The organism is Streptomyces sp. NPDC104367, from assembly GCF_055583825.1.
On record NZ_JBVJND010000005.1, the window covers coordinates 104592 to 129580 of the forward strand.

The 24989-nt window shown below is 72.2% G+C and carries 25 protein-coding genes and 1 pseudogene; 15 read left to right on the top strand and 11 right to left on the bottom strand.

Annotated elements, in window-relative coordinates; translation table 11 throughout:
- Positions 1-53 precede the first annotated feature (53 nt).
- On the top strand, positions 54-368 hold the full coding sequence (locus ACZ619_RS09490; protein WP_469596264.1) for a hypothetical protein: 315 nt from the start codon (positions 54-56) through the stop codon (positions 366-368).
- Here ACZ619_RS09490 and ACZ619_RS09495 read toward each other — a convergent pair.
- Both ACZ619_RS09495 and ACZ619_RS09500 read right to left on the bottom strand, forming a co-directional pair.
- Positions 365-608: pseudogene (locus ACZ619_RS09495) on the bottom strand (DUF397 domain-containing protein). The gene ACZ619_RS09490 and the pseudogene ACZ619_RS09495 sit on opposite strands and share 4 nt — an antisense overlap.
- Complete coding sequence (locus ACZ619_RS09500; protein WP_469596267.1) at positions 605-952, bottom strand: Scr1 family TA system antitoxin-like transcriptional regulator; 348 nt, start codon at positions 950-952, stop codon at positions 605-607. Before ACZ619_RS09500 ends, ACZ619_RS09495 begins: the two are co-directional and overlap by 4 nt.
- Here ACZ619_RS09500 and ACZ619_RS09505 point away from each other — a divergent pair.
- The 4 genes from ACZ619_RS09505 (at position 951) to ACZ619_RS09520 (ending at position 2645) form a co-directional block, all read left to right on the top strand.
- Positions 951-1358: a hypothetical protein gene (locus tag ACZ619_RS09505; protein WP_469596270.1), complete on the top strand. Its 408-nt coding sequence runs from the start codon at positions 951-953 to the stop codon at positions 1356-1358. The two genes, ACZ619_RS09500 and ACZ619_RS09505, sit on opposite strands and share 2 nt — an antisense overlap.
- 139 nt (positions 1359-1497) lie before the next feature.
- Positions 1498-1845 (top strand): hypothetical protein, encoded by a 348-nt coding sequence (locus ACZ619_RS09510; RefSeq protein ID WP_469596272.1) that lies wholly within the window; start codon positions 1498-1500, stop codon positions 1843-1845.
- A 75-nt stretch (positions 1846-1920) separates the two neighbouring features.
- Positions 1921-2187 (top strand): cupin domain-containing protein, encoded by a 267-nt coding sequence (locus ACZ619_RS09515; protein ID WP_469596275.1) that lies wholly within the window; start codon positions 1921-1923, stop codon positions 2185-2187.
- Positions 2184-2645 (top strand): PIN domain-containing protein, encoded by a 462-nt coding sequence (locus ACZ619_RS09520; RefSeq protein WP_469596278.1) that lies wholly within the window; start codon positions 2184-2186, stop codon positions 2643-2645. The genes ACZ619_RS09515 and ACZ619_RS09520 overlap by 4 nt, the downstream gene beginning before the upstream one ends.
- A 42-nt stretch (positions 2646-2687) precedes the next feature.
- On the opposite strand, the gene ACZ619_RS09525 is transcribed toward ACZ619_RS09520, so the two are convergent.
- From ACZ619_RS09525 to ACZ619_RS09540, 4 genes are all read right to left on the bottom strand, one after another.
- Positions 2688-3338 (bottom strand): hypothetical protein, encoded by a 651-nt coding sequence (locus ACZ619_RS09525; protein WP_469596281.1) that lies wholly within the window; start codon positions 3336-3338, stop codon positions 2688-2690.
- A 78-nt stretch (positions 3339-3416) separates the two neighbouring features.
- A complete protein-coding gene (locus tag ACZ619_RS09530) occupies positions 3417-5855 on the bottom strand; it encodes a dolichyl-phosphate beta-glucosyltransferase (protein ID WP_469596284.1) in 2439 nt (812 codons plus the stop codon).
- Entirely contained in the window at positions 5852-6550 is a 699-nt protein-coding gene (locus tag ACZ619_RS09535) for a GntR family transcriptional regulator (RefSeq protein WP_469596287.1), read from the bottom strand. Before ACZ619_RS09535 ends, ACZ619_RS09530 begins: the two co-directional genes overlap by 4 nt.
- Positions 6551-6723: 173 nt before the next feature.
- Positions 6724-8079: an aminotransferase class III-fold pyridoxal phosphate-dependent enzyme gene (locus ACZ619_RS09540; protein WP_469596289.1), complete on the bottom strand. Its 1356-nt coding sequence runs from the start codon at positions 8077-8079 to the stop codon at positions 6724-6726.
- Between the two features lie 207 nt (positions 8080-8286).
- Here ACZ619_RS09540 and ACZ619_RS09545 point away from each other — a divergent pair, with 207 nt between their 5' ends.
- Both ACZ619_RS09545 and ACZ619_RS09550 read left to right on the top strand, forming a co-directional pair.
- Positions 8287-10038 carry a serine/threonine-protein kinase gene (locus tag ACZ619_RS09545; RefSeq protein WP_469596291.1) on the top strand — a complete coding sequence of 584 codons (1752 nt, stop codon included), beginning with the start codon at positions 8287-8289 and terminating at the stop codon, positions 10036-10038.
- Between the two features lie 134 nt (positions 10039-10172).
- Positions 10173-11702, top strand: a complete 1530-nt coding sequence (locus tag ACZ619_RS09550; RefSeq protein ID WP_469596293.1) for a substrate-binding domain-containing protein — start codon at positions 10173-10175, stop codon at positions 11700-11702.
- Positions 11703-11812: 110 nt separating this feature from the next.
- On the opposite strand, the gene ACZ619_RS09555 is transcribed toward ACZ619_RS09550, so the two are convergent.
- From ACZ619_RS09555 to ACZ619_RS09565, 3 genes are read right to left on the bottom strand one after another with little or no spacing between them, the layout of a single operon-like run.
- Positions 11813-12853 carry a Gfo/Idh/MocA family protein gene (locus tag ACZ619_RS09555; RefSeq protein WP_469596295.1) on the bottom strand — a complete coding sequence of 347 codons (1041 nt, stop codon included), beginning with the start codon at positions 12851-12853 and terminating at the stop codon, positions 11813-11815.
- Position 12854: 1 nt separating this feature from the next.
- On the bottom strand, positions 12855-13841 hold the full coding sequence (locus ACZ619_RS09560) for a Gfo/Idh/MocA family oxidoreductase (protein WP_469596298.1): 987 nt from the start codon (positions 13839-13841) through the stop codon (positions 12855-12857).
- Positions 13842-13873: 32 nt separating this feature from the next.
- The gene (locus ACZ619_RS09565; protein ID WP_469596300.1) at positions 13874-15028 is read right to left on the bottom strand and encodes a Gfo/Idh/MocA family protein; all 1155 of its coding nucleotides are present in this window, start codon (positions 15026-15028) and stop codon (positions 13874-13876) included.
- Positions 15029-15168: 140 nt separating this feature from the next.
- On the opposite strand from ACZ619_RS09565, the gene ACZ619_RS09570 reads away from it, so the two are divergent.
- Positions 15169-16170: a LacI family DNA-binding transcriptional regulator gene (locus tag ACZ619_RS09570; protein ID WP_469596302.1), complete on the top strand. Its 1002-nt coding sequence runs from the start codon at positions 15169-15171 to the stop codon at positions 16168-16170.
- Positions 16171-16254: 84 nt separating this feature from the next.
- Here ACZ619_RS09570 and ACZ619_RS09575 read toward each other — a convergent pair whose 3' ends face one another.
- The gene (locus ACZ619_RS09575; RefSeq protein ID WP_469596304.1) at positions 16255-17004 is read right to left on the bottom strand and encodes an SLATT domain-containing protein; all 750 of its coding nucleotides are present in this window, start codon (positions 17002-17004) and stop codon (positions 16255-16257) included.
- A 210-nt stretch (positions 17005-17214) separates the two neighbouring features.
- On the opposite strand from ACZ619_RS09575, the gene ACZ619_RS09580 reads away from it, so the two are divergent.
- The 3 genes from ACZ619_RS09580 to ACZ619_RS09590 all read left to right on the top strand — a co-directional run bounded on the left by ACZ619_RS09580 (position 17215) and on the right by ACZ619_RS09590 (position 18907).
- Positions 17215-17559: a YbaB/EbfC family nucleoid-associated protein gene (locus ACZ619_RS09580; protein WP_469596306.1), complete on the top strand. Its 345-nt coding sequence runs from the start codon at positions 17215-17217 to the stop codon at positions 17557-17559.
- 93 nt (positions 17560-17652) lie between these two features.
- Entirely contained in the window at positions 17653-18252 is a 600-nt protein-coding gene (gene recR, locus ACZ619_RS09585; protein WP_469596309.1) for a recombination mediator RecR, read from the top strand.
- A complete protein-coding gene (locus ACZ619_RS09590) occupies positions 18245-18907 on the top strand; it encodes a DUF5063 domain-containing protein (protein ID WP_469596311.1) in 663 nt (220 codons plus the stop codon). Before recR ends, ACZ619_RS09590 begins: the two co-directional genes overlap by 8 nt.
- A gap of 56 nt (positions 18908-18963) precedes the next feature.
- Here ACZ619_RS09590 and ACZ619_RS09595 read toward each other — a convergent pair whose 3' ends face one another.
- Complete coding sequence (locus tag ACZ619_RS09595; protein ID WP_469596314.1) at positions 18964-19686, bottom strand: TSUP family transporter; 723 nt, start codon at positions 19684-19686, stop codon at positions 18964-18966.
- Between the two features lie 206 nt (positions 19687-19892).
- On the opposite strand from ACZ619_RS09595, the gene ACZ619_RS09600 reads away from it, so the two are divergent.
- The 4 genes from ACZ619_RS09600 (at position 19893) to ACZ619_RS09615 (ending at position 24985) form a co-directional block, all read left to right on the top strand.
- Positions 19893-21164 carry an aspartate kinase gene (locus tag ACZ619_RS09600; protein ID WP_393794277.1) on the top strand — a complete coding sequence of 424 codons (1272 nt, stop codon included), beginning with the start codon at positions 19893-19895 and terminating at the stop codon, positions 21162-21164.
- Entirely contained in the window at positions 21164-22249 is a 1086-nt protein-coding gene (locus ACZ619_RS09605; RefSeq protein ID WP_469596317.1) for an aspartate-semialdehyde dehydrogenase, read from the top strand. Before ACZ619_RS09600 ends, ACZ619_RS09605 begins: the two co-directional genes overlap by 1 nt.
- Before the next feature lie 451 nt (positions 22250-22700).
- Positions 22701-23375: a SigE family RNA polymerase sigma factor gene (locus ACZ619_RS09610; RefSeq protein ID WP_469596320.1), complete on the top strand. Its 675-nt coding sequence runs from the start codon at positions 22701-22703 to the stop codon at positions 23373-23375.
- Positions 23376-23524: 149 nt separating this feature from the next.
- Positions 23525-24985 (top strand): hypothetical protein, encoded by a 1461-nt coding sequence (locus ACZ619_RS09615; RefSeq protein WP_469596322.1) that lies wholly within the window; start codon positions 23525-23527, stop codon positions 24983-24985.
- The last annotated feature ends 4 nt before the right edge of the window (positions 24986-24989 follow it).

Below are 24989 nucleotides of genomic sequence, written 5' to 3' on the forward strand. Positions count from 1 at the left end.
ATTGAGTAGCCCTACTCAGGCGCGGACGCGGGGGCGGCGGCGACATTGGGGACATGAGCCATCGAGTCGTCTTCGCCGTCGTGTCCGCACTGCTGCTCGTGGTCGCCGTCGCGTTCAACGGGCTGCTGTTCTTCGGCATGCTCTTCGCCGGGGACAGCTGCGGCACCTCGGCCGGAACTCAGCTGTTCTGCGACGGCTCCGGCTGGGTGCTGCTGGCGCTGTTCGGGCCGTCGGTCACGCTGGCCGCCGCGGTGACCACGGTCGTGCTGGGCGCGACGCAGACCCGACGCCGCTGGACGTTCCTCGCGGCGGGCACCCTCGTCTACACGACCGGCCCCGCACTCGCCCTGTTCACCGTCTTCGCCTAGCGGACCGGGCCCGCGCCCAGGAAAGCGGCCCAGGCGGAGGGGGAGACGGCGAGCCGGGGGCCCGTCGGCGCCCGTCTTGGAGTCGCGGATGTGGACGGTGTGGGGGCAGGGGGCTATTTCGAGGCAGTGCCCGCCGCCGTCGCTGTGCGAGGACTTGCGCCAGGTGTAGGCGCTCTCCAGGCACTGGCCGCCGCTGTCGTTGCTGTAGCTCGACTTGAACCAACCTGCGGTGCTCGTCATGTCCGCTCTTTTTCTGCCAGCTTCCGGATGAGGCTCAGCGAGTCGTCCGAACTCAGCGCCTGAGTGCGGATCTTCGCATACCGATGAGTGAGGCGAGCGGCCTTTGCGGGATCGCTGACCAGCACACTTTCGTCCTCGATCTCCATGTAGACCAGGCGATGGTGCTCCTTGGTCTCCACCAGTTGCATGTCGCCGCGTGCGCCCGCGTGTCCGCCCCTCAACCCCCGCTCCGTCGGCAGAACTTGCAGCACGCTCACATTCTCCCGCTCCGCGTCCTGCGCGAGCGAGCACAATTGGTCGCGCAGGACGTCCCGGTCACCGAACGGCCGTCGCAGTGGTCTCATGAATACGCAAAGTGACCGGTCGAAGCCGGACTGGCTGCCGGAATCCGGCGTCCAACTCCGCAAGGCCGGTGTGCAGTTCGACGCGGTGCGGGTGGACGACGGGGCGTGGGGGCGGCGGCTCGCCGACCGGCTCGCGGAGATGACCGGGGGCGACCCGGGGCCGGTGATCGAGGTCGCCACCGGGCGGCGGTGCGTGTACTTCCTGGTGCCGGCCGGGAGTACCGACCACCTGCCCTGGCCTGCGGAGGTGACCCGGCTGACGTCGGTTCCGGCGCGGGAGTCGTTCATCCCGGTCCCCGCGCTGGACGACATGACCTGGCCGCTGTCGTGGCGCTACCGGCCCACCGCCCAGGGCCGTTTCGTCCACACGCGGTTGCTGCGGACCGCGCTTCACTCCCCGGAGTGAAATACGTCAACAATGCAAGAGGAAAAGGGGATTGTGACTTGCGCGTGGCACTTTGTGTGGCCCTAGAGTCACGACCAGACGAGATTGCCCCCGCGGTGCGCCAACACCCGGGGGCTCGACACCGGGAGCTACCACTCCGATGCGCATTCATCGTACGGCGCCCGTGCGCGCCTTCGCAGCCCTCTCCAAGTCCCTTTCCCGGGACCGGCGTCTGTCCTGGGGAGCGGTGGGCGTACTGGCGTACCTTCTGAGCCTTCCGAACGGCTGCTGGATCACCGAGCGCATCCTCGCCGAGCGGCGCCGGGAGGGGTGGATGTCGATCGCCGTGTCCCTGCGTGAGCTGGAGGAACGGCGGTATCTGCGGCGGGTGGTGCGACGGGATCCGGTGACGCGGCAGTACTCGACGGTCTGCGAGGTGTTCGAGCGGCCGTACGAATTCGCGACACCGCCGGGTGAAAGGCGAAAACTTCACCCGGTGGCGGCTTAGCCCCCAAGGAAAGGAACGTCGATGACTGCCACACTCAAGCGTCCCGAGGTGGTATACCGTCGGTATACTGTCCTCATGGCTGACACCACGATCAAGGTCGACCCCGCGGTTCGGGACCGTCTCCAGGAGCTGGCCCGGGAGCGCGGGATGAGCATGCGGGACTTCGTGGCGGAGCTGGCGGGGGCCACGCCCACCAAGGAAGAGCTGCGCAAGCGGTACGAGGAGACCAGGGCGTATGTCGAGGAGCACTTCCTCGGCCGGCCCTACACGGAAGCGGACGAGAAGGCCGGCGAGCAGTTGTGGGCGGACATCGAGTCGGGACGCATCGGAGAGGTCCAGTGACCGAGGGCGAGCGCTATCCGCTGCCCCGTGCCGTGATCTTCGACGACACGGCGGCCCTGGCGCTCGGCGCCGGGAACAGCATGGCTTCCCGGCTCGTCGTCGAGGCCGAGAAGGACCCCGCGCTGCGGGTCTACATCCCCGCGGTGAGTCTCGCGGCCGCCGAGCGGGAGCGGGCCGGTGTCGCCGAACACGTCGGCGCGCTGCCGTCCGTGAACATCGAGGGACTCGACTTCGCGGCGGTCACCGCGGTGGGCAAGCGGCTGCGGGCCGGACAAGGCGCGTCCGGACAAGGCGCGTCCGATCGTGAAAAGGACGAGGCCGACTGGAGCGGTGCCCATGTGCTGCACCTCGCCCTGCCGACCGTCGACTGGCCACGCGGCCGTCCTGTGCTGACCAGGACCCCCATGCGGTACCGGGGCACGGGTATCCGCACCATCCGCATCGTCGAGCAGAACTGACGGTGCTCGGCTGGGGCGTCCTTCCGTCGGCCGCCCCACCCGTCAGCTGAAGACGATCATCGAGCCCTGGGCCAGGCTGCGGGTCGCGGCCGCGTGCAGGCCCAGCCAGACGTGCCGTTCACGGGCGAACGGACTGGGATCGTACGGCGCCGGAACCGCCGGTTCCTCCAGGCCGGTCGGCGCGGCCGGTGGCTGCGGCGCGGCCGGCGGGTTCGCCGGGTCGATGCCGATCGAGGGGGCGACGTACTCCAGCTCCCGCAACAGGCTCTGCGAGGAGCCCAGCGGGCCGCCGCTGGCGAGGAGTTCGTCGCTGGAGAGCGGGTTCGGGAAGTCGACCGGGACGTAGGCGCCCGCGTGGTCGTAGTGCCAGACGAGGTGCGACTGCTGGGCCGTGGACTCGAACATCTCCAGGAGCTGCTCGTAGTCGCCGCCCAGGTCGTCCACCGGGGTCACCGGGAGGCCGCAGACCTGGAGCAGGTAGGCGCGGCGCAGGAAGTGCAGGGCGTCGTAGTCGAAGCCGGCCACCGGCGCGACCTCGCCGGACAGGCCCGGCATGTACTGGTAGACCGGAACCGGCGGCAGTCCGGCCTCGGCCAGCACCTTGTTGTATTGCGCGAGTTCGTCGGCGAACGGGTTGTCGGGGGTGTGGCACAACACGTCGACGAGTGGTACCAGCCAGAGGTCACAGGCCAAAGAGGGCTCCTCGTGTCAGCGCGTTCACAGCTCGTGTTCAGCTAGGTGGTCAGGGAAGAGTAATCGGTGCGGCGCCGGTCAGCTCCCCTCGTGCAGATCCCATACCCAGACCCCGCCGGTCCACTTACCGGGTTTCCCGGTCAGTGCCTCGACGGCCTGCCGCAGTTTGTCGTCGTTGGGCTGCGGGGCGACCACCAGGACGCCCGCCTTCCAGTACGCGAAGTCCTTCTTCGCCTGCGCCCGCCAGTTCTTGCCGATCACCGGCACCTTGCCGGAGTAGCGGACGTCCCGGAGCATGTTCGAGGTGAACCGCGGGGCGGCGCCGTAGATACCGGTACGGTCATCGCCGTAGGGGCCGTTGAAGTAGCCGCCGGGGATCTTGAAGCCGAGACCGGACGCCGTCTGCCAGTGCAGGGCCTCGGCATTGCCGGGATCGGGGAGCGGGACGGGAACCAGCGACTCGCCCTCGCCCACGTACGACTTCCACATCCCGCTCGTGATGAACACCGGGACGGCCTGCCGCTGCTCCGACTTCAACGGCGCGGGCAGGATCGGCAGCAGCGCGAGCGCCACGGCCAGCAGACCGAAGTACTGGGCGCCGACCCGCCGGGTGGCCAGCACCTTCTCCAGCGCCAGGGCGAGGAGGACTCCCAGTGCCGGGGCGCAGATCATCGCCACCCGGCCCTCGATGACCGACTCGAACAGGGGCAGCTTGCGGACCAGGGCCCACGGGCCCGGGTACACCGCCTCCGTGAGCGGGATGCGGACCTTCGGGCCCAGCGACAGCAGCGCGGCGGCCGCCGAGGTGAACGCCAGCGCCTTCACCAGCGGCCGCTCCCACAGCCGTACGACGATCCCGAGGACGAGCAGGAGCAGCGGCCAGCCGTAGAAGGCGTTCTGCTCGGTGGGGTTGAGGGAGAGCTCGTTGGCGCGGCCCGCGTTCCCGAAGAGCAGGGAGCGCTCGGCGAAGGCGAGCAGCGACAGCGGGCTGTTGCCGGCGTCGTCGCCGTGCAGCACGCTGTGGTAGCTCTGCGGGCCGCTGAACTGCCAGTACAGCGGGAAGGCGACGATCGGCAGACAGACCGCGCCCGCGATCAGCAGGCCCCGGCCCAGCGGGCGCCAGGCCTCCCGCGCCACTCGGGGCCGCACCGCCGCGTACGCGACGGCGAACAGCGCCATGCCCACCGCCGCCAGCAGGAACGGCTCCTCGCCCAGGAACACCTGGTAGGCCGCCATCAGCCCCAGCACGATCCCGTCCCGCCGCACCCGGGCGCCGGCCGCGAGCCGCAGGGCGCGGTCGATGATCAGCGGGATCATGAACAGGATCACGAAGTTGGGGTGTGCGTTGGCGTGGCTGACCATCGGCGGCGCGAACGCCGCGAGGGCCGCACCGGTGAAGGCCGCGCCCCGCTGCCGGACCACCCGCCGCACGATCAGCCAGTACCAGGCGACGGCGGTCGCGGCGAGCCCCAGCGCCATGCAGACGCTGAGCGAGACGGCCGGTCCGGCGAGCAGCGTGAGCGGGGCGAACGGGACGGAGACGCCCAGCATGACCGTGTTGGCCATCAGGTTGACGCCGTCCGGGAAGCCCTGGAGGTCGGAGAAGAACGGGTTGCGCAGGTGCGCGATGTTGTCCGCGGTCGCCGCGAAGAACCACTCCCACTGGTTCTGGTCCTGGAGGGAGTCGGTCAGATAGCGGTGGTCCGGGTCGAAGAAGCGGCCCGAGTAGAGGGCGACCGACAGGACCAGGAAGAGGACGGGGACCAGGAGATCGGCCGGACGCAGCCGGCGCACCCGCAGCCGGGCCAGGTCGGCGAGGACCTTCGGGTAGTCCAGCGGGCCGACCTTGGAGCCGGGCCGGTGGCTCCAGCGGACCGGGACCTCGGCGATCGGATGCCCGTCGCGGTGCAGGTGCTGGAGCACCTCGACGTCTATGCCCCAGCCGTCGAGCCGGGAGCCGGCGAACGCCTCGCGGGCCAGGTCGCCTTCGAACAGCTTGAATCCGCACTGGGTGTCGCGGATGCCGGGCACCGCGGTCGCGCGTATCAGCAGGTTCCCGGCGCGGCCCAGCAGCTCGCGCAGCCGGTGCTGGTGGTGGGCTATCTCCGCGCCCGGCACCGCGCGCGAGCCGATCGCCGCCGCGTTGCCCTCGCCGAGCGCCTTGTCCAGCCGCTCCAGCTCCTCGATCGGGGTCGCCAGATCGGCGTCGGTGACCAGCACCCGGGTTCCCCGGCTGGCCGCCACGCCCAGCCGCAGGGCGCTGCCCTTGCCGTGGTTGCGGTCGCTCGCGACCAGGCGCACCCGTGGATGGGCTAAGGCGGCGACCTCGCGGGTGCCGTCGGTCGACCCGTCGTCGGCGACGATCACCTCCCAGGTGCCGAAGCGGCTCTCGTTGTCGGCGAGGTAGCCGGTGACGGCGTCCAGGGTCGGACCGAGCCGCTCCTCCTCGTTGTACGCCGGGACGACGACGGAAAGGTCGACCTCCCCGGTGCCGACCGTCCCCGTGATCGCGGTCATCCGTTCTCCGCCAGTCGCTCGATGAGGGCGAGGGAGTGCGTGTTGTACGCGGCGACGATCCCCCGGGCGGTCTCCGCGTCCCGGCGGGACAGCGCGTCGACCAACTCGGTGTGCAGGGACCACAGATACCCGCGTAGATCGGGCAGCCGCCGTAGGTGCTGCACCGCGCACACCCAGGACTGGACGCGCAGCCGGTGCAGGAAGTCGCCGAGGTAGGGGTTGCCGAACAGGGCCGACAGCTCCCGCCAGAAGCGCAGGTCGTAGCCGATGAGGATGGTGAGGTCACCGGCGGTCGCGGCGCGCTGCGCCTCCTCGCCGCGCCGGCGGACCGCGGCCAGGGCGGCGGCGACGCGCGGGTCCTGGGGATCCTTGAAGGCGGGGTGCAGGCCCTCGGCCAGGGCCCGGAACATGCCGTCGGTGACCAGGCTGCGGGCCTCGATCATGCCCCGGTAGTCGGCCGGCCCGTACTCGGGGACCCGGAAGCCGCGGTGCTGGTCGGCGTCGAGGATGCCCTGCGCGGACAGGTCGACCAGCGCCTCGCGGACCGGCGTGGCGGAGACCCCGTACTGCTCGGCGATCTCCTTGACCGTGAACTCCCGGCCCGGCTGGAGCCGCCCGGCGAGCACCTCGTCACGGAGCGCGTCCGCGATCTGCTGGCGCAGGGTACTGCGGGTCACAGCGCCGTTGCCGGGCATCGTCGGGTGCCACTCCTCACGCGTACGGGTGACGTGCTCGCTTACATGTACATCTACGAGCACGCCACCTTACGCGTTCGGGTTGCCTCCGTAATCCTCCTGTATCGGTTCCCGCGGTGGTGCGGCCGATTACGCCGTGGCGTGTGGCGGATTACCCACGGTGTCCGTCCGGCTCAGCCGGTGTACTCGTCGGCCACGCCGAGTGCGGTGTCCAGCGCGGCGAGGCCCTCCTTCAGTTCGGCCTCGCCGATGTTGCAGGGCGGCACCACATGCGTCCGGTTCATGTTCACGAAGGGCCACAGGCCGTTCTTCTTCGCGGCGGCGGCGAACGCCGCCATCGGCGCGTTGGCCTCGCCGGCCGCGTTGTACGGCACCAGCGGCTCCCGGGTCTCCCGGTCCTTCACCAGCTCCAGCGCCCAGAACATGCCGACCCCGCGCACCTCGCCGACGCTCGGGTGCCGCTCGGCGAGCGCCGCGAGCGCGGGTCCCACGACCTCGGCGCCCAGCCGCTTCGCGTTCTCCACGACGCCCTCCTCCGCCATCACCTCGATGGTGGCGACGGCGGCGGCGCAGGCCAGCGGGTGCCCGGAGTAGGTCAGCCCGCCCGGGTAGGGCCGGCTGCCGAAGGTCTCGGCGATCCGCGCGCCGATGGCGACGCCGCCCAGCGGCACGTACCCGCTGTTCACGCCCTTGGCGAAGGTCATCAGGTCCGGCACGACCCCGGACAGGTCGGCGGCGAACCACTCACCGGTCCGGCCGAACCCGGCCATCACCTCGTCCAGCACGAAGACGATCCCGTACCTGTCGCAGATCTCCCGGACACCCGCCAGGTAACCGGGCGGCGGCACCATGATCCCGGCGGTCCCGGGCACGGTCTCCAGGATGATCGCGGCGATCGTCCCCGGCCCCTCGAACGCGATCGTGGTCTCCAGGTGCTCCAGCGCCCGCGCGGTCTCCTGCTCCTCCGTCTCCGCGTAGAAACGGGAACGGTAGAGGTAGGGCGCCCAGAAGTGCACGACCCCGGCCGCGCCGGAGTCGGACGGCCAGCGGCGCGGGTCGCCGGTGATGTTGACGGCCTGCTGGGTGCCGCCGTGGTACGAGCGGTAGGCGGAGAGCAGCTTCGGACGGCCCGTGTGCAGCCGGGCCATGCGCGTCGCGTGCTCGACGGCGTCGGCCCCGCCGTTGGTGAAGAAGATCTTGTCCAGGTCGCCGGGCGTGCGCTCGGCGATCAGCCGGGCCGCCTCCGACCGTGCCTCGACGGCGAACGCGGGCGCGAACGTCGTCATCCGCGCGGCCTGCTCCTGGATGGCGGCGACGACCTTCGGGTGCTGGTAGCCGATGTTGGTGAAGACGAGCCCGCTGCTGAAGTCCAGGTACCGGCGGCCGTCGTAGTCCCAGAAGTACGACCCTTCGGCACCGGCCACGGCCAGCGGGTCGATGAGGTCCTGCGCGGACCAGGAGTGGAACACGTGCGCACGGTCCGCGGCCTTGACGGCGGCGCCGGCCTGGGGCTGAGGCTGAGGGGTCATGGCCGGGAGCGTAGATGCGCCCGGCACGGGAGCGACATCGGCGACATGTTCCGTGGTCAGGGGTAATCCGCGACAGGTTGTCCACAGCCCGTGGGCGGCCCCGGCCGGGCGCCCGTTACGCAATCGTGGACACCGCGCCGCCCGGCCACCACGGCGGCCGGATTATTCTCGGCTCGATCACACATGTGGGGGAGAGGCGGATCTGCCATGGAGAAGCTGGGGCCGGGGGATCCGCAGCGCATCGGCGGCTACCGGCTGCTCGCGCGGCTGGGCGCGGGCGGCATGGGCCATGTGTACCTCGCCCGGTCGGAGCGCGGCCGTACCGCCGCGGTGAAACTGGTCCGGTCGGAGCTGGCCGAGCACGAGGAGTTCCGGGCGCGCTTCCGGCAGGAGGTGCGCAACGCCCAGCGGGTCGGCGGGTACTGGACCGCGCCCGTCCTGGACGCCGACACCGAGGCCGCGGTGCCCTGGGTGGCCACCGGCTATGTGGCCGGGCCGAGCCTCCAGCAGGTCGTCGAGCGCGACCACGGCCCGCTGCCCGACCGCTCGGTGCGCATCCTCGCGGCCGGACTGGCGCACGCGCTCGGCAACATCCACGCGGCCGGCATCGTCCACCGCGACCTCAAGCCGTCCAACGTGATGCTCACCATCGAGGGCCCCCGGGTCATCGACTTCGGCATCGCCCGCGCCCTGGAGACCATGCCCGGCGAGGGCCTCACCCGCACCGGCTCGCTCGTCGGCTCGCCCGGCTTCATGGCCCCCGAACAGGTGCGCGGCGACCGGATCACCCCGGCCTGCGACATCTTCTGCCTCGGCTCGGTGCTCGCCTACGCGGCCACCGGCCGGCTCCCCTTCGGTTCCACCGACGGCGGCGCCCACGCCCTGATGTTCCGCATAGCGCAGGACGAACCCGACCTCTCCGGCCTCCCCGAGGACATCGCCGACGTCGTCCGCGACTGCCTCCGCAAGGACCCGGCGACCCGGCCGTCCCTGGACTCGATCCTGCTGCGGATGGGCGCGGGCGACACGGTGGCGGACGGCCGGGCCCGCGACCCCTGGCTGCCCGGAGCCCTGGTGGCCCAGCTGGGCCGGCACGCCGTCGAACTGCTGGAGGTGGAGAACCCCACGCTGCACGGCTCCTTCGCGGCAACGCGGGGCTTCGACCAGGAAGCGCCGGCCACGACGTACCCGCACCCGTCCCACGGCACCGCCTCGCCCGAACACTCCACCGCCCACCCCGCCTACGGCTACCCCCAGCCGCACCCCCAGCCCCAGCCCGCGTTCCCGGCCCAGCCCTCCGGGCCGTACGACAACCCGTACACCGCGGTCGCCGCCCCGGCCCCCACCCAGCCGGTCCACACCCCGCCGCCCCCGTCCCTCTACGACCCCGCCGGCGACGAGCCCCGCCGCTCCCCCCGCTCCACCGCGCTCCTCGTCACCATCGCCCTGATCGTGATGCTCGCCGCGGGCGGCTCGGTGTACGCGCTGATGAACAGCGACGACGGCGACACCCGGGCGGACGGCGGCGGGTCCACCTCCGCCCCGTCGGTCTCCGCCCCCACCACGGCCGGTGAACCCGCGGCCACCGGGTCGGCCTCCGCCTCGGCCTCCCCGGACGGCACCGTCCCGTCCGCCTTCCTCGGCACCTGGACCACGGAGATCGACAACTCCACCGGCCACAACACCCGCGAACTCAGCATCCGCCAGGGTGCCGTGGGGGAGACCGTGCTGACCCTCGTGGCCGACGGCCCCGGCTACCACTGCGAGTTCGAGGCGAAGCTCGCCGAACGACCCTCCTCCTCGGGCCCGTTGGAGATAGGCCCGTCCACGGTCACCACCGGTGAGCCGCTGTCGTCCTGCACCGCAGGGGACGCCACCGAGGTGACCCTCCTGTCGGACGGCAGGATCCGGCGCGCGAAGCAGAACGGCGACGAGAGCCTGACCTACAGCAAGAGCTGAACTCGCCTTTCGCCAGCGCCAGTTGAACGTTCGGCGAACATCGGCCCGCGTGTCCGGATTGCCCCTTCGCGTCCCCGCCCCGCCCCTTACGGTGACCGCACCATCCGACTCCGGGGAGTGGCGGGGGCACCCACATGGAGTGGCTGAGCACGGAGAACATCGTCGCCGTCGGCACCGCGGTGGCCGGCATCGTCGCGTCGGCGGCCATCTTCTGGTTCGAGCGCCGGGTCCCGCGCCGCCGACGGATCGGCTACCGCGTGCAGATGGACAACCCGATCGGCGACGACATCCGTTCGGGCCGCATCGGCAGACGGCTCGGCCTCTTCGACGAGGCCCCGGACATGGCCGGTGCCACCCTCGTCCTGCTGCGGATCGAGAACGACGGCTCCCAGGGCATCGGCCGCGACGACTACACCAGCCCCGAAATACACGGCCTCACCGCGGTCTTCACCGACCGGACCGTCCGTGGCGTCTCGGTCACCCAGCCGACCGACAGCGACCACCTCATGCCGCACTTCACCCCCGACCGCGGCTTCGGCTACTCCGGCAACACCCTGCGCATCCCGCGCGTCCCGCTCAACGCGGGCGAGCACTTCAAGCTCCTGGTGCTGCTGTCCGGCGGTGACGTCGGCCGGGAGATCAGACTCATCGGCGGTCTCCAGGACGGCGAGGTGCACCCCAACCGCAGCGCCACCCCGGACGACGCGACGCCCCTGTTCAGCCGCGCCTCCCGGCTGATCAGCATCATGCTGACGCTCAGCGTCGTCACGCTCGCCACGATCGTCGTGGCCCGCGACGACGACCCGCCGCCGATGGGCTGCGCCAAGGGCTCGCTCCAGGTCTACGGCTCGACCGCCTTCGCCCCGGTGATGCGGGACGCGGCGGAGCAGTACGAGAAGGACTGCGCGGGCGCGTCGGTCACCGTGGACGCGCACGGCTCGACCGCCGGGATCAGGGACCTGGAGAGCGCCGGAGCGGCCTGGAAGAAGAACGGCTCCCCGCCGGACGTGGCCCTCTCGGACGGACCCAAGCCCACCGGCAGGCCCGAACTGAAGGAGAACCGGGTCGCGTTGGTGGTCTTCGCCCTTGTCGTGAACGACGGCGTCGGACTCGGGAACCTCGCCACGGCCGACGTACGGCGGCTGTACCGGGGCGAGATCACCAACTGGCGGCAGCTGGGCGGCCCCGACCTGCCGGTGCGGCTGGTCAGCAGGGACGCCAACTCCGGTACCCGGCAGGTCTTCCAGCGGCGGGTGCTGGGACGCGGCGAGATCGCCAACTCCTCCGTCGACTGCGTGCGCAAGGACGACCGGACGGCGCCGGTCGTCCGCTGCGAGCTGGACTCGACGGACCAGGTGCTGTCCGAGGTGGCCGCCCTGAAGGGCGCGGTCGGCTACGCCGAACTGAACGTGGCGGCCGGGGCGAAGGGCCTGCACGTGCTCGCCCTGGACCACGACGCCCCGTCCGTGGACGCGATCGAGAACGGCGACAGCCCCTACCCGTACCGCGAGATCGAGTACGCGTACACGTACGGGCAGCCGGCGGCCGGCTCGCTGGCGTCGAGCTTCCTGTCGTACGTCGTGCAGGGCGACGGCGAGGACGTGATCCGCACGCACGGCCACGTGCCCTGCTACACCCCGAAGGGCATGAAGCTGTGCGCGTGACCGGCCTGTGGGTCTGCCTGGTCTGCCTGGTTTTGCCTGGTCGGCGGGGTCGGCGGGGTCGGCGGGGTCGGCGGGGTCGGCGGGGTCGGCGGGGTCGGCGGGTCGGCGGGTCAGCGGGGGAACTCGATGCCGCAGGCGTGCCGGATGCCGTCCAGCGCGCGCAGGGTGGTGACCGACGCGTCCAGCGGCCGGAGCGCGGACTCCCGCCGGCCCTCCGCCACGCACCTCGCCACCTCCGCCGCCTCGAAGTGCAGTCCCTCGTGGCCGGTGCGCGGCTCCGTGTACGTCAGCGTGGTGCCGCCGCCCGCCGGGGTGAGGAGGACGTCGCCGGGCTGGTAGAAGGGGCCGGGCAGGGTCAGCGTGGCCCGGTTGCCCGCGATGGTCGCGGTGGTCGGGGTGTCGCTGAACAGCGTGGTGTGGACGACCGCCTGGCCGCCGTCACGGTCCCGCAGGACGGCGGAGAGCTGGCCGTTGACGCCGGCCGGGTGCGGCTGGCCGAAGGCCGAGATCCCGGCCGGCTCGCCCAGCACCCAGGTGGCCAGGGAGACCGGGTAGGTGCCGAGGTCGAGCAGCGGGCCGCCGGCCAGGTCGGCGCGCAGGATGCGGTGGCCGGCGTCGAAGTGCTCGCCGTGGTCGGCCAGCACGGTGTGGACGTCGCCGAGGACCCCGGAGCCGAGGATCTGCCGGACCACGTCGAACCGGGGCAGGAAGAAGGTCCACAGCGCCTCGGCGCAGAACAGCCCGCGCTCGGCGGCCAGCCCGGCCAGCTCCTCGGCCTGCGCCGCGTCGAGGGCCAGCGGCTTCTCCACGAGGGTGTGCTTGCCCGCCTCCAACGCCAGCCGGGCGCAGCCGAGATGGGCGGTGTGCTCGGTCGCCACGTAGACCACGTCGACGTCCGCCGCCGCGACCAGTTCCTCGTACGAGCCGTAGGAGGCCGGGATGCCGTGCCGGTCGGCGAACCCGGCGGCCCGGCCCGCGTCCCGGGAGGCGACGGCGGTGAACCGCTGCCGGGTGTGGTCCCGCACCGACCGGACGAACCGCTCGGCGATCCAGCCCGTGCCGAGCACGCCCCAGCGCAGCGCGGGCGCGTCCATCGGGTCCGGGGTGCGCGGGGCGGGCAGGGCGGACGGGAAGGCGGGGTGCGCGGACAACTCAGACCTCCGGGACCTGGACGGCGACCGTGCGGCCGCCGGCGTGCATGGACGTGATGACCGCCTCGGCGACCGCGGACGCCACCAGTCCGTCGTACGCGGTGGCCAGCGGCGCCGGCCGGCCCTCGGTGAGGGCGTCGACCCAGGCCTGGAGCTCCAGCCGGTAGGCGTCGGCGAACCGGGGCCGCCAGTCGGCCGGGTAGCCGGTGGCGCGAGTGCGGGCGGTGTCCGTGACCAGCCGGGCCGGGTCGGTCAGCGCCAGCGTGCCGTGCTCGCCGACGACCTCGCAGCGGATGTCGTACCCGTACCCGGCGTTGAGGAAGGTCTCCACGGTGGTCAGGGCGCCGTCGGCGGTGCGCAGCAGCATCACCTGCGGGTCGCGCAGCCCGGTCGCCGACGGGGTGGGCCGGGCCGCGTGCCAGCTGACCTCGGTGACGGGGGAGCCCAGCAGCCAGGGCACGGTGTCGAACTCGTGGATCGCCGACCCGGTGACGCTGAACTCGTCGGTGGCGCCGGGCGCGGCGGACACACCCCGGCTCACGCAGTGCACCAGGAGGGGGACACCGGCCGTACCGGCGGCGACGGCGGCCCTCAGCTCGGCGTACCCGGGGTCGAAGCGGCGCATGAAACCGAGGGAGACCAGGTCCGCGCGGTCCTCCCGGAGGACCCGCACGCACTCCGCCGTGGTCGGCGCGAGCGGCTTCTCGCACAGCACCGGCTTCCCGGCCCGTACGGCGGCGATCACCAGCTCCGCGTGCGTGCTGTCGTGCGAGGCGACGACGACCGCGTCGACCTCCGGGTCGGCGATCAGCGCGAGCGGGTCGTCGGTGGCCCGCGCCCCCGGCACCGCCGCCACCTCGGCGGCCCGCCCCTTGTCGAGGTCGGCGACCTGGGCGACCTCGGCGCCGGACACCCAGCGGTGCAGCGTGTTCACATGGTCGGCGCCCATGTTCCCGGCCCCGACGACCCCGATCCGTACGGGACTCACCCGACTCACCCGACTCACTTGGTTCACCTGGTTCATCCGAGGGTCACCCACGTCCCCTGCTCGGCGGAGCGGCTCATCGCGTCCAGGGCGGTGGCGCTGTGCACGGCGTCCTCCAGGGTCGCGCCGTGGGAGGTGCCCTCGGCGACGGAGCGCAGGAAGTTGCGGGCCTCGACGACCTTGAGGTCGTCGTAGCCCATGGCGTTGGCCGAGCCGGGCTGGAAGGCGCCGTACTCGCCGTGGCCGGGGCCGACGTACACCGTGCTGACCGGCTGGTCCTGGTACGAGGTGCCGCGGCTGACGCCCAGCTCGCCCATCCGCCGGTAGTCCCAGAAGACCGCGCCCCTGGTGCCGTGCACCTCGAAGCCGTAGTTGTTCTGCTCGCCGACCGAGACCCGGCAGGCCTCCAGGACGCCCCGGGCGCCCGACGCGAAGCGCAGCAGGCAGTTGACGTAGTCCTCGTTCTCGACCGGGCCCGGCTCGCCGCCGGTGGCCAGGGTGTGGCCCGCGGTGGCGCCGGCGGGCCGGGCGCGCTCGGGGATGAAGACGGCGGTGTCGGCGGCGAGCGAGGCGATGTCGCCGAGCAGGAAGCGGGCCAGGTCGACGCCGTGCGAGGCGAGGTCGCCGAGGACCCCTCCGCCGCCCCGGGCGCGCTCGTAGCGCCAGGTCAGCGCCCCGTCCGGGTGGGCCGCGTAGTCGCTGAAGAGCCGGATCCGGACATGGGTGACGGTGCCCAGCTCGCCGGAGGCGATCAGCTCACGGGCGTACGCGACGGCGGGTGCGTTGCGGTAGTTGAACCCGACCGTGCCCCGCACCCCGGCCTTGGCCACCGCCTCCGACACCGCCCGGGCGTCCTGCGCGGTCAGGCCGACCGGCTTCTCGATCCAGATGTGCTTGCCGGCCTCGGCCATCGCCACGCCGATCTCCCGGTGCAGGAAGTTCGGCGCGGTGATGCTGACCGCCCGGACCCGCGGGTCGGCGACGACCTCGCGCCAGTCCCGGGTGGTCGAGGCGAACCCGAACTGCGCCGCGGCCTCCTCGGCCCGCCCCGGCACCTCCTCGGCGACGGCGACCAGCTCCGGCCGCACGGACAGCTGCGGGAAGTGGTGCGCGACCCGCTGGTAGGCCTGGGTGTGCACCCGTCCCATCCAGCCGAATCCGACGACGGCCACGCCGAGCGTACTCACCATGGGGCTGCCCTTCTTTGGACCGTTCCAGAACTTGCCCGCCCACGATGCGGCGACACTTCGGCAGGTGTCAAGACATTCGGCCGTCTTTACAAAGCGACCGGGGCTGTGGAACGGTCCATGGATATGAGACGGTCCACACCATGAGTGCTCCGACCATCCGGGACGTCGCCGCGCGCGCCGGCGTGTCCAAGTCGCTGGTCTCCCTGGTGCTGCGCGGTGCGGACGGCGTCCGGGACGACAAGCGCCGGGCCGTGCTCGCCGCCGTCGAGGAGCTCGGCTACCGGCCCAACGCGGCCGCGCGCAGCCTCAGCGAGCGCCGCACCCGCACGGTCGGCGTCCTGCTGAACGACATGCGCAACCCCTGGTTCGTGGAACTCCTCGACGGCCTGAACCGGCGGCTGTACGACGCCGGGCTGCGCATGCTGCTGGCCGACGGCCACCTCAACCGGCGCCTCGGCGAGGACCTCACCCACACCTTCACCGAGCTGCGCGTGGACGGCCTGATCGCGGTCGGCACCCTGCCGGACCCCGGCGTGCTGCGCGCGGCGGCCGACCGCATCCCGACGGTCGTGGCCGGCACCCGGGAACCCGTCCTGCCGTCCGTGGACGTCGTCGCGAACGACGACGGGCTCGGCGCCCGGCTCGCCACCGAGCACCTCATCGGCCTGGGCCACCGGGACATCGCGCACATCGCCGGGCAGGGCGCGGTCGGCGAGCTGCGCCGGCGCAGCTTCGAGGCGACGATGCGGGAGCACGGGCTGGCCGGCTCGGCGGTGGTGGAGCGGGGCGACCTCACGGAGGAGGGCGGCTACCGCGCCACGGTCCGCCTCCTGAGCCGCCCGCGCCGCCCGACGGCCGTCTTCGCCGTCAACGACATGACCTGCGTGGGCGCCCTCTCCGCGGCCGAGGAGACGGGCCTGTCGGTCCCCCGCGACCTGTCCCTGGTCGGCTACGACAACACGTACCTCTCCCGGCTGCGCCACCTCTGGCTCACCACCGTCGACAACGCCAGCCACGAGGTCGGCCACCGCGCCGCCCAGCACCTCCTGGACCGCATGGCCGAGCCGGGACGGCCGGCCGAGCTGGACCTGGTGACCCCGTTCCTGGAGGCACGCGGCTCCACCACGACGCCGCCCCACTAGGGACTCGGCCAGACTAGGCGGGACTCGGCCGGACTCGGCGGGACCAGGCGGGACTCGGCGGGACCAGGCGGGACTCAGCCGGACTCAGCGGGGCTCCGGAGGTCGCTGCCGGGGCATGTTCGGGCGGGCGTTGACGCCCGGCGGCATCGGGAAGCGGCCGTTGAGATGGCTCGCCTCCGACCGCGGCCCCACCACCGCCGCGCCCTGGATCGCCAGCGGCGCCGACCCGGTCCGGAACTCCACCATCCAGTCGGCGGTCTCCGTGCGGACCAGCTCGGTCACGTCCTCCGAGAACCGGCGCAGCACCGCCAGGCACCGCTCGGTCGCCTCGCTCGCCGTGCCCTCCGCCGGCCCCAGCACCTCCCGCACGCTCTCCGACGCCCAGTCGAACTGGAGCCCCTGGAGGCGCCGCTGCACGGCCTGCGCGGTCGCCATGTCCCTTATCCAGCCGGACGTCACCCCGAAGAAGCGGTCGACGGCGAGGCAGGCCACCGCCAGCAGCAGCGCCAGATAGCCCCAGGGCGCCACCTCGCCGACCACCCCGGTGAGGTCGAGCAGCGGCAGCGCGGCGCCCAGCACCGCGCCCACGGCCGCCCCGCACCGCAGGACCCGCGCGCCGCGCCGCTTCCACACCCGGTCCGCCAGGTACCAGGACGCCGTCTCCAGCGCCCCGCGCTCCACCCACCGGTACAGCTCGTCGAGCCGCTCGGCCGGCTCGCCCCAGTCCCCGAGCGGGAACGCCCGCCCGGCCAGATCACCCGGCCGCAGTCCGGCCGCGCCCTCGCCCCGCCCGTCCTGAGGCGGTCCCTCGGGCTGCATCTCCGGCTGACCCACCCGGCACTCCCTACTGATGGATGCTGACGACGGGCACCCTTCCTACCGCCCAATGGGTGGCTAAGGCTCTGCTTTCTCCGCTTTTACGCCCTGAAGTGGGCCTTGATCAGGTATGGACCTATCGGGATTCTCACCCGAAAGAGTGGCGGGGCGATGGCTGCGTCAACCACGTAGGCTCATGCACAGCAGAGCGAGACGAAGGAGCTGATCGTGATCCCCGGTGGTGGCCAGCCCAACATGCAGCAGCTGCTCCAGCAGGCCCAGAAGATGCAGCAGGACCTGGCGCGGGCCCAGGAGGAGCTGGCGAACACGGAGGTCGACGGTCAGGCCGGCGGCGGTCTGGTGACGGCCACCGTGACCGGCGCGGGCGAGCTGCGCGCGCTGAAGATCGACCCGAAGGCGGTGGACCCGGAGGACACCGAGACCCTCGCCGACCTGGTCGTCGCGGCCGTCCAGGCGGCGAACGCGAACGCCCAGGCGCTCCAGTCCCAGAAGCTCGGCCCGCTGGCGCAGGGTCTGGGCGGCGGCACCGGCATCCCGGGCCTGCCGTTCTGATGTTCGTCACGGGCGCGTCACCCGTACCGCCTTCCTAGGACAGGCGGCAGCCAACTACGGTACGTACCGAAAGACTCCAGGAAGGGCAGTCCGTTGTACGAAGGCGTGGTCCAGGACCTCATCGACGAGCTGGGGCGACTGCCCGGCGTCGGTCCCAAGAGCGCGCAGCGGATCGCCTTCCACATCCTCCAGGCCGAGCCGACGGACGTACGGCGTCTCGCCCAGGCCCTCATGGAGGTGAAGGCGAAGGTCCGCTTCTGCGCGACCTGCGGCAACGTGGCACAGGAGGAGCTGTGCAACATCTGCCGTGACGCCCGCCGCGACGCGACGGTGATCTGCGTGGTGGAGGAGCCGAAGGACGTCGTCGCCGTCGAGCGCACCCGGGAGTTCCGCGGCCGCTACCACGTGCTGGGCGGCGCGATCAGCCCGATCGAGGGCGTGGGCCCCGACGACCTGCGGATCAGGGAACTCCTCGCCCGTCTGGCCGACGGCACGGTCACCGAGCTGATCCTGGCCACGGACCCCAATCTCGAAGGCGAGGCGACGGCCACGTACCTCGCCCGCATGATCAAACCCATGGGCCTGAAGGTCACCCGCCTGGCCAGCGGCCTCCCGGTGGGCGGCGACCTGGAATACGCGGACGAGGTCACCCTCGGCCGCGCCTTCGAGGGGAGACGACTCCTAGATGTCTGACGCCACACTGCACGCGACCGCGCCGGACCCCGACGACTTCTCGGTCCAGATCGCCGACCAGGTGGAGAGCTTCCTGGTGGCCGTCACCGAGGTGGCGAAGGGCGACGAGCCGGACTCCGCGGTGCCCTTCCTCCTGCTGGAGGTCTCCCAGCTCCTGCTGGCCGGCGGCCGTCTCGGCGCGCACGAGGACATCGTCCCCGACGAGCGCTACGAGCCGGACTCGGGTCCGGAGCCGGACGTGGACCAGCTCCGCGAGAACTTCGCGCGCCTGCTGGACCCCATCGACGTCTACTCCGAGGTCTTCGACCCCTACGAGCCGCGCAAGGCCCCCGTACCGGCCCGGCTCTCGGACGACCTGGCCGACATCGTCACCGACCTCCGCCACGGCATGGCCCACTACCGCGCGGGCCGCGTCACGGAGGCCCTGTGGTGGTGGCAGTTCTCCTACTTCTCCAACTGGGGCCCCACCGCCTCCGCGGTCCTGCGCGCCCTCCAGTCCATCCTCATCCACGTCCGCCTCAACCAGCCCCTCGAAGAACTCGACGGCCTCGACACCGACCAGGCCACGGTCGGCGACGAAACCCTCGAATTCGAAGCGGGCCAGGTCATGCAGCAGGAGATCGGCGGAGCCCTCGGCCTGGGACCGGTCAAGTAGCACGTCCACCGTCGCCCGCGAGGACCTGGCCTCCTTCGCTGGTCCCCGCCCCCGCCTCACAGCGTCCACGCGCCCTTCGTCATCGCTGTGAGGCCTCCGGTCAGGGCGAGGAGGAGCACGAGGCGGCGGGCGTGGTGTTCGGGCAGGCGGTCGGAGACGGCGCGGCCGATCAGGGCTCCGGCCACCAGGGCCGTACCCACCGCCGTCCACTCCGCCGGGCTCAGCGCCGGCACGCCGTTCGCCGTGACCGAGAAGGCGTTGACGACGACGCCGTAGAACTGGGCGTTGGGGACGAACTCCCGGATCGTCCAGCCCGCGTTGAGCGCGTAGAGGGAGACCGCAGGGCCGCCGACGCCCGCCGCGGAGTTCATGAAGCCGCCCGCCGCGCCCGCCGTCAGCGCGCCCGCCCGGCCGCGCAGGGCCGGCAGCCGCGCGCCTCGCATGACGAGGAGGACGGCGGCCGTGACGAGGGCACCCATCAGCAGCAGGAGCCACGGCTGCGGGAGCCGCCGGGTGACCCAGGTGCCCGCCGGGACCGTGCAGGCCGCCGCCGCGCAGAGGGGGACCATCGCCGCCGGACGGACCCGGCGGCGACCGCCCGCCAGGCCCACCACGCTGATCGCGCCGGCCGCGCAGTTCGCGAGGGCGACCCCGGTGGCCGGACCGAGGAGCAGGATCAGCGCCGGTACGGCTACCAGGGCGAAGCCCATCCCCGTCAGCCACTGCACACTCGCACCGAGCAGCACGATCCCGGTCAGGGGTATCAACGTCGTCGTCATGCTGCAACTGGCTACACCAGTGACGGCCGCCAGTCGGGCGGCCCGACTGTGAGGCAGGGCACTTTTCCGCGTGGCCGCCCGTTCCCTGGGCAGGTTCCGGCTGCGAGCACGGAGTCCGGACCAGTCTCACCATGCGGGAGCAGGCCGGTGGATTTCGGACGCTCGTTAAACTGAGCCGACACAAACGAACCGAGCGAGGAGCGCACGTGGGCCTTGTCGTGCAGAAGTACGGAGGCTCCTCCGTAGCCGATGCCGAGGGCATCAAGCGCGTCGCCAAGCGGATCGTGGAAGCGAAGAAGAACGGCAACCAGGTGGTTGTCGTCGTTTCCGCGATGGGCGACACGACGGACGAGCTGATCGATCTCGCCGAGCAGGTATCCCCGATGCCTGCCGGGCGTGAGTTCGACATGCTGCTGACCGCCGGAGAGCGTATCTCCATGGCACTGCTGGCCATGGCGATCAAAAACCTGGGCCACGAGGCCCAGTCGTTCACCGGCAGCCAGGCAGGCGTCATCACCGACTCGGTCCACAACAAAGCCCGGATCATCGACGTCACGCCGGGGCGGATCAGGACCGCGCTGGACGAGGGCAACATCGCCATCGTCGCCGGCTTCCAGGGCGTCAGCGCGGACAAGAAGGACATCACCACGCTGGGACGCGGCGGGTCCGACACGACCGCCGTCGCCCTCGCCGCCGCGCTCGACGCCGAGGTCTGCGAGATCTACACCGACGTCGACGGTGTGTTCACCGCCGACCCGCGCGTGGTGAAGAAGGCGCGGAAGATCGACTGGATCTCCTTCGAGGACATGCTGGAGCTCGCCGCCTCCGGTTCCAAGGTGCTGCTCCACCGCTGTGTGGAGTACGCGCGCCGCTACAACATCCCGATCCACGTCCGCTCCAGCTTCAGCGGACTGCAGGGCACGTGGGTCAGCAGCAAGCCGATTGGGGACAAGAAGGTGGAGCAGGCCATCATCTCCGGTGTCGCACACGACACCTCCGAGGCCAAGATCACGGTCGTCGGCGTGCCGGACAAGCCGGGTGAGGCCGCCGCCATCTTCCGGACCATCGCCGACGCCGCGATCAACATCGACATGGTCGTGCAGAACGTGTCCGCCGCCGCCACCGGCCTGACGGACATCTCCTTCACGCTCCCGAAGACCGAGGGCCGTAAGGCGATCGACGCGCTGGAGCGCAACCGCTCCGGCATCGGCTTCGACTCGCTGCGCTACGACGACCAGATCGGCAAGATCTCGCTGGTCGGCGCGGGCATGAAGACCAACCCGGGCGTCACCGCCTCCTTCTTCGAGGCGCTGTCCGACGCGGGCGTGAACATCGAGCTGATCTCGACCTCCGAGATCCGCATCTCGGTCGTCACCCGCGCCGACGACGTCCCGGAGGCCGTGCGCGCCGTGCACTCCGCCTTCGGCCTCGACTCCGACAGCGACGAGGCCGTCGTCTACGGGGGTACGGGCCGCTGATGGCACCGACCGGCAAGCCGGCGCTCGCGGTCGTGGGAGCGACCGGGGCCGTCGGCTCGGTCATGCTCCGGATCCTGTCCCAGCGGGCGGACGTCTGGGGCGAGATCCGCCTGCTCGCCTCCCCGCGCTCGGCCGGCCGCAAGCTGGCCGTGCGCGGGCAGGAGGTCGAGGTGGTGGCGCTGTCGGAGGAGGCCTTCGACGGCATCGACGTCGCGATGTTCGACGTCCCCGACGACGTCGCCGCGCACTGGGCGCCGGTCGCGGCGGCCCGCGGCGCGGTCGTCGTCGACAACTCCGGCGCCTTCCGGATGGACCCCCGGGTGCCGCTGGTCGTCCCCGAGGTCAACCCGCACTGCGCCCGCAACCGCCCGCGCGGGATCATCGCCAACCCCAACTGCACCACCCTGTCGATGATCGTCGCCCTGGGCGCGCTGCACGCCGAGTTCGGGCTGCGCGAGCTGGTGGTCTCCTCCTACCAGGCGGTGAGCGGGGCCGGGCGGGCCGGCGTGGAGACACTGCGCGCCCAGCTCTCCCTGGTCGCCGGCACGGAGCTGGGCACCCACCCCGGTGACGTGCGGCGGGCGGTCGGCGACCGCACCGGGCCGTTCCCTGAGCCGGTCGCGCTGAACGTCGTACCGTGGGCCGGTTCGCTGCGCGAGGACGGCTGGTCGTCGGAGGAGATGAAGGTGCGGGACGAGTCCCGCAAGATCCTCGGACTGCCGAAGCTGCCGGTCGCGGTCACCTGCGTCCGGGTCCCGGTCGTCACCACGCACTCCCTGACCGTGCACGCCCGCTTCCAGGCCGCGGTCACGGTCGACAAGGCCCGGGAGATCCTCGACACGGCCCCGGGCGTCGTCCTCTTCGACAACCCGGCCGCCGGGGAGTTCCCGACCCCGGCCGACGTCGTCGGCACCGATCCGACCTGGGTCGGACGGGTGCGGCGGGCGCTCGACGACCCGACCGCGCTCGAACTGTTCGTCTGCGGGGACAACCTCCGCAAGGGCGCCGCGCTGAACACCGCCCAGATCGCCGAGCTGGTCGCCGCCGAACTGACCGGCCGTTCAGGAATCGCGGAGTTTGTGTGAACAGCCGGTGTACACGGTAAATGCCCAGGCCGGACGCGGGTTCGTCGGTAGGATCTCCGTAAGGAATGTGGTCCGGAGCATGGTCCGGACCTCTTGAATCCCGAGCCCTCGGCGTTCGAAGATTTTCCTCCCCGTCCTCCGCAACCACGCGGACGGCGGGGAGCGTCTTTGCGAGCGCGCTCTTACGGGGCGCTTACGCGACCGGCCTCCGGGCCGTGGGGCGCATGATCCTGGCGTGGGGACGCCGTGATCGGGGCGTGGGGACGCCCGTTCATATGGGACACAGGGGAAGAGCGGGACGCATGACGGCATTCGAGGCACCCTCCGGTGTGCTGCCGCCGGACGCGCGACGAGCGGTGCCGACCGTGCCGGCCGGCCCACCCGGCATGCCCGACACAAAAGTGACGCGCGGCACGTACAACCCCGGCGGGGGTGAACGTGTCCAACTGGCGTGGCAGAGGTACTCGAACTCACTGCGCCGCGCGGCGCGACGGCCCTGCGGCCGCCCCGCGCCGGCCTGCGCTCCCGGATGCCCGGCACGGCCGGCGGCATGCCGGTGATCGCGCCCATGCCCGCGGCGCGGCCCACCCGCGTACCCAGCCAGCGCGACGGCGCCGACGAGACGGTGGCCGCCGGCACCACCGTCGACCACCTCACCGAGACGTACCGGGCGCACTACCGCTCGCTCCTCGGCCTCGCCGCCCTGCTCCTCGACGACACCGCCTCCTGCGAGGACGTCGTGCAGGAGGCGTTCATCCGCGTCCACTCCGCCCGCAAGCGTGTCCGCGACCCGGAGAAGACCCTGGCGTACCTGCGCCAGACCGTCGTCAACCTCTCCCGCTCCGCGCTGCGCCGCCGGATACTCGGCCTCAAGCTCCTCTCCAAGCCCATGCCCGACATGGCGAGCGCGGAGGAGGGCGCCTACGACCAGCTGGAGCGGCGCGACCTCATCAAGGCGATGAAGGGCCTGCAACGCCGCCAGCGCGAGGTCCTGGTGCTGCGCTACTTCGCCGACATGACCGAGGCCCAGGTCGCCGAGACGCTCGGCATCTCGCTGGGCTCGGTGAAGGCGTACGGCTCGCGGGGCATCGCCGCCCTGCGCGTGGCGATGGAGTCGACGGTATGACGGACAGCCCCGAGGGAGGCGGCTCGCATGACCGCCACGAGCCCTACGCTTGGCACGAGCCGATGCGCGACGACGACCCCGGTCGCGCGGATGTTCCGGCACGGGACCACGAGAACGAGCACACGCAATCGCACGCTGGGAACGGAACTGTGAACCACGGCCCCGAAGAAAAGGGCCCCGAGGGGCTCGGGAGCGGGCACGGCCCCGACTCCGGGCCCGGCGCCGCCGGCCCGGAGACCCAGGGCGGCTCCGAGGGACCGGACAGCCTTGAGGGGCCCGACAGCCTTGAGAGGCCGGGCGGCTCCGAGGACCCGGACGGCCCGGAGACCGGGAGCGTCGCCCCGGAGACCCGGAGCGTCGGCCTGGAGACCGGGAGCGTCGCCCCGGAGACCGGGAGCGAGGCTGAAGGCCCGCGCGGCACCGACGAACCGACCGGCACCGACGGGCCGACCGGCACCGCGGGGCTGCGCGACCTCGGCCGCGAAGATCTGGACGGCCGCGAAGGTCTCGGCGGTCTGGAAGGTCGCGACGGTCTCGGCGGTCTCGGCGGTCTGGACGGGCTCGAAGGCCTCGACGGGCTCGACGGTGTGCACGCGCTGGACGGGCTCGGTACGGACGAGATGGCGTTGCGGCGGCTGCTGCACTCCGCCGTCGACGACCTCGCACCGCGCGACGGCAGCCTCGACCACCTGCGCCGCGCGGTGCCCGCCCGCCGGGCCCGCAAGCGGCAGGCCGCCGTCGGCATGGCCGCCGCCGCGCTGTTCATCGGCACCGCGATCCCCGCGCTCGTGCACGTCTCCAACTCCGGCGGCACCGACCCCAACACCTCCATGGCCGGCCAGGCCTCCCAGGCCCAGGGCGGCGCCACCGGCGGCAAGAACCCGGACGGCGGCGCCGGCACCGCCGGCGGCTCCGGCGGCCAGAGCGCCACCGACCAGAGCACCGGCGGCGGCAAGGCCGGCGGCAAGAGCGAGAGCACCGGGACCGGCGACGGCACCAAGGTCGTCCCCACCGCCAGTGCCGCCGGCAGCGCCCCCGTCTGCACCTCGGCCCAGCTCGGCACCCCGACCTCCACCGTCGACGCCCCCGACTCGGCCGGCGTCGTCTACGGCACCTTCCGCGTCGTGAACGTCTCCGCGGCCAGCTGCACGGTCGGCGGCCCCGGCAGCGTGGGCCTGCTCGCGCAGGGCGCGGCCGACGCCACCAAGGTCAGCGCCGTCCGGCACGTCTCGGGGGACGCGGCGGCCGGACTGCCCGACCCCGCCACCGAGCTGACCGGTCTGGTCCTGGCGCCCGGCGCGGCCTACGAGGAGAAGTTCGGCTTCGTGCCCTCGGCGGCCTGCCCGACCAGCGGTTCCGGCACCGGTTCCACCGACACCGGCGGCACCACGGCCTCCCCGAGCCCCTCGGACGACGCGAGCACCAGCACGGGGACGACCAGTACCGGCTCGGAGGGCGTCACCACCCAGTTGCTCACCGAGGACGGCACGGCCGACGGCAGCATCGCCGTCTCGTACACCCCGGAGGCGGGTTCCCCGACCGGCTCGGCGACGGTGACCGACGCGTGTGCCGGGACGGTCTACTGGACCGGGGTCCTGGCGGCGCAGTGACCGC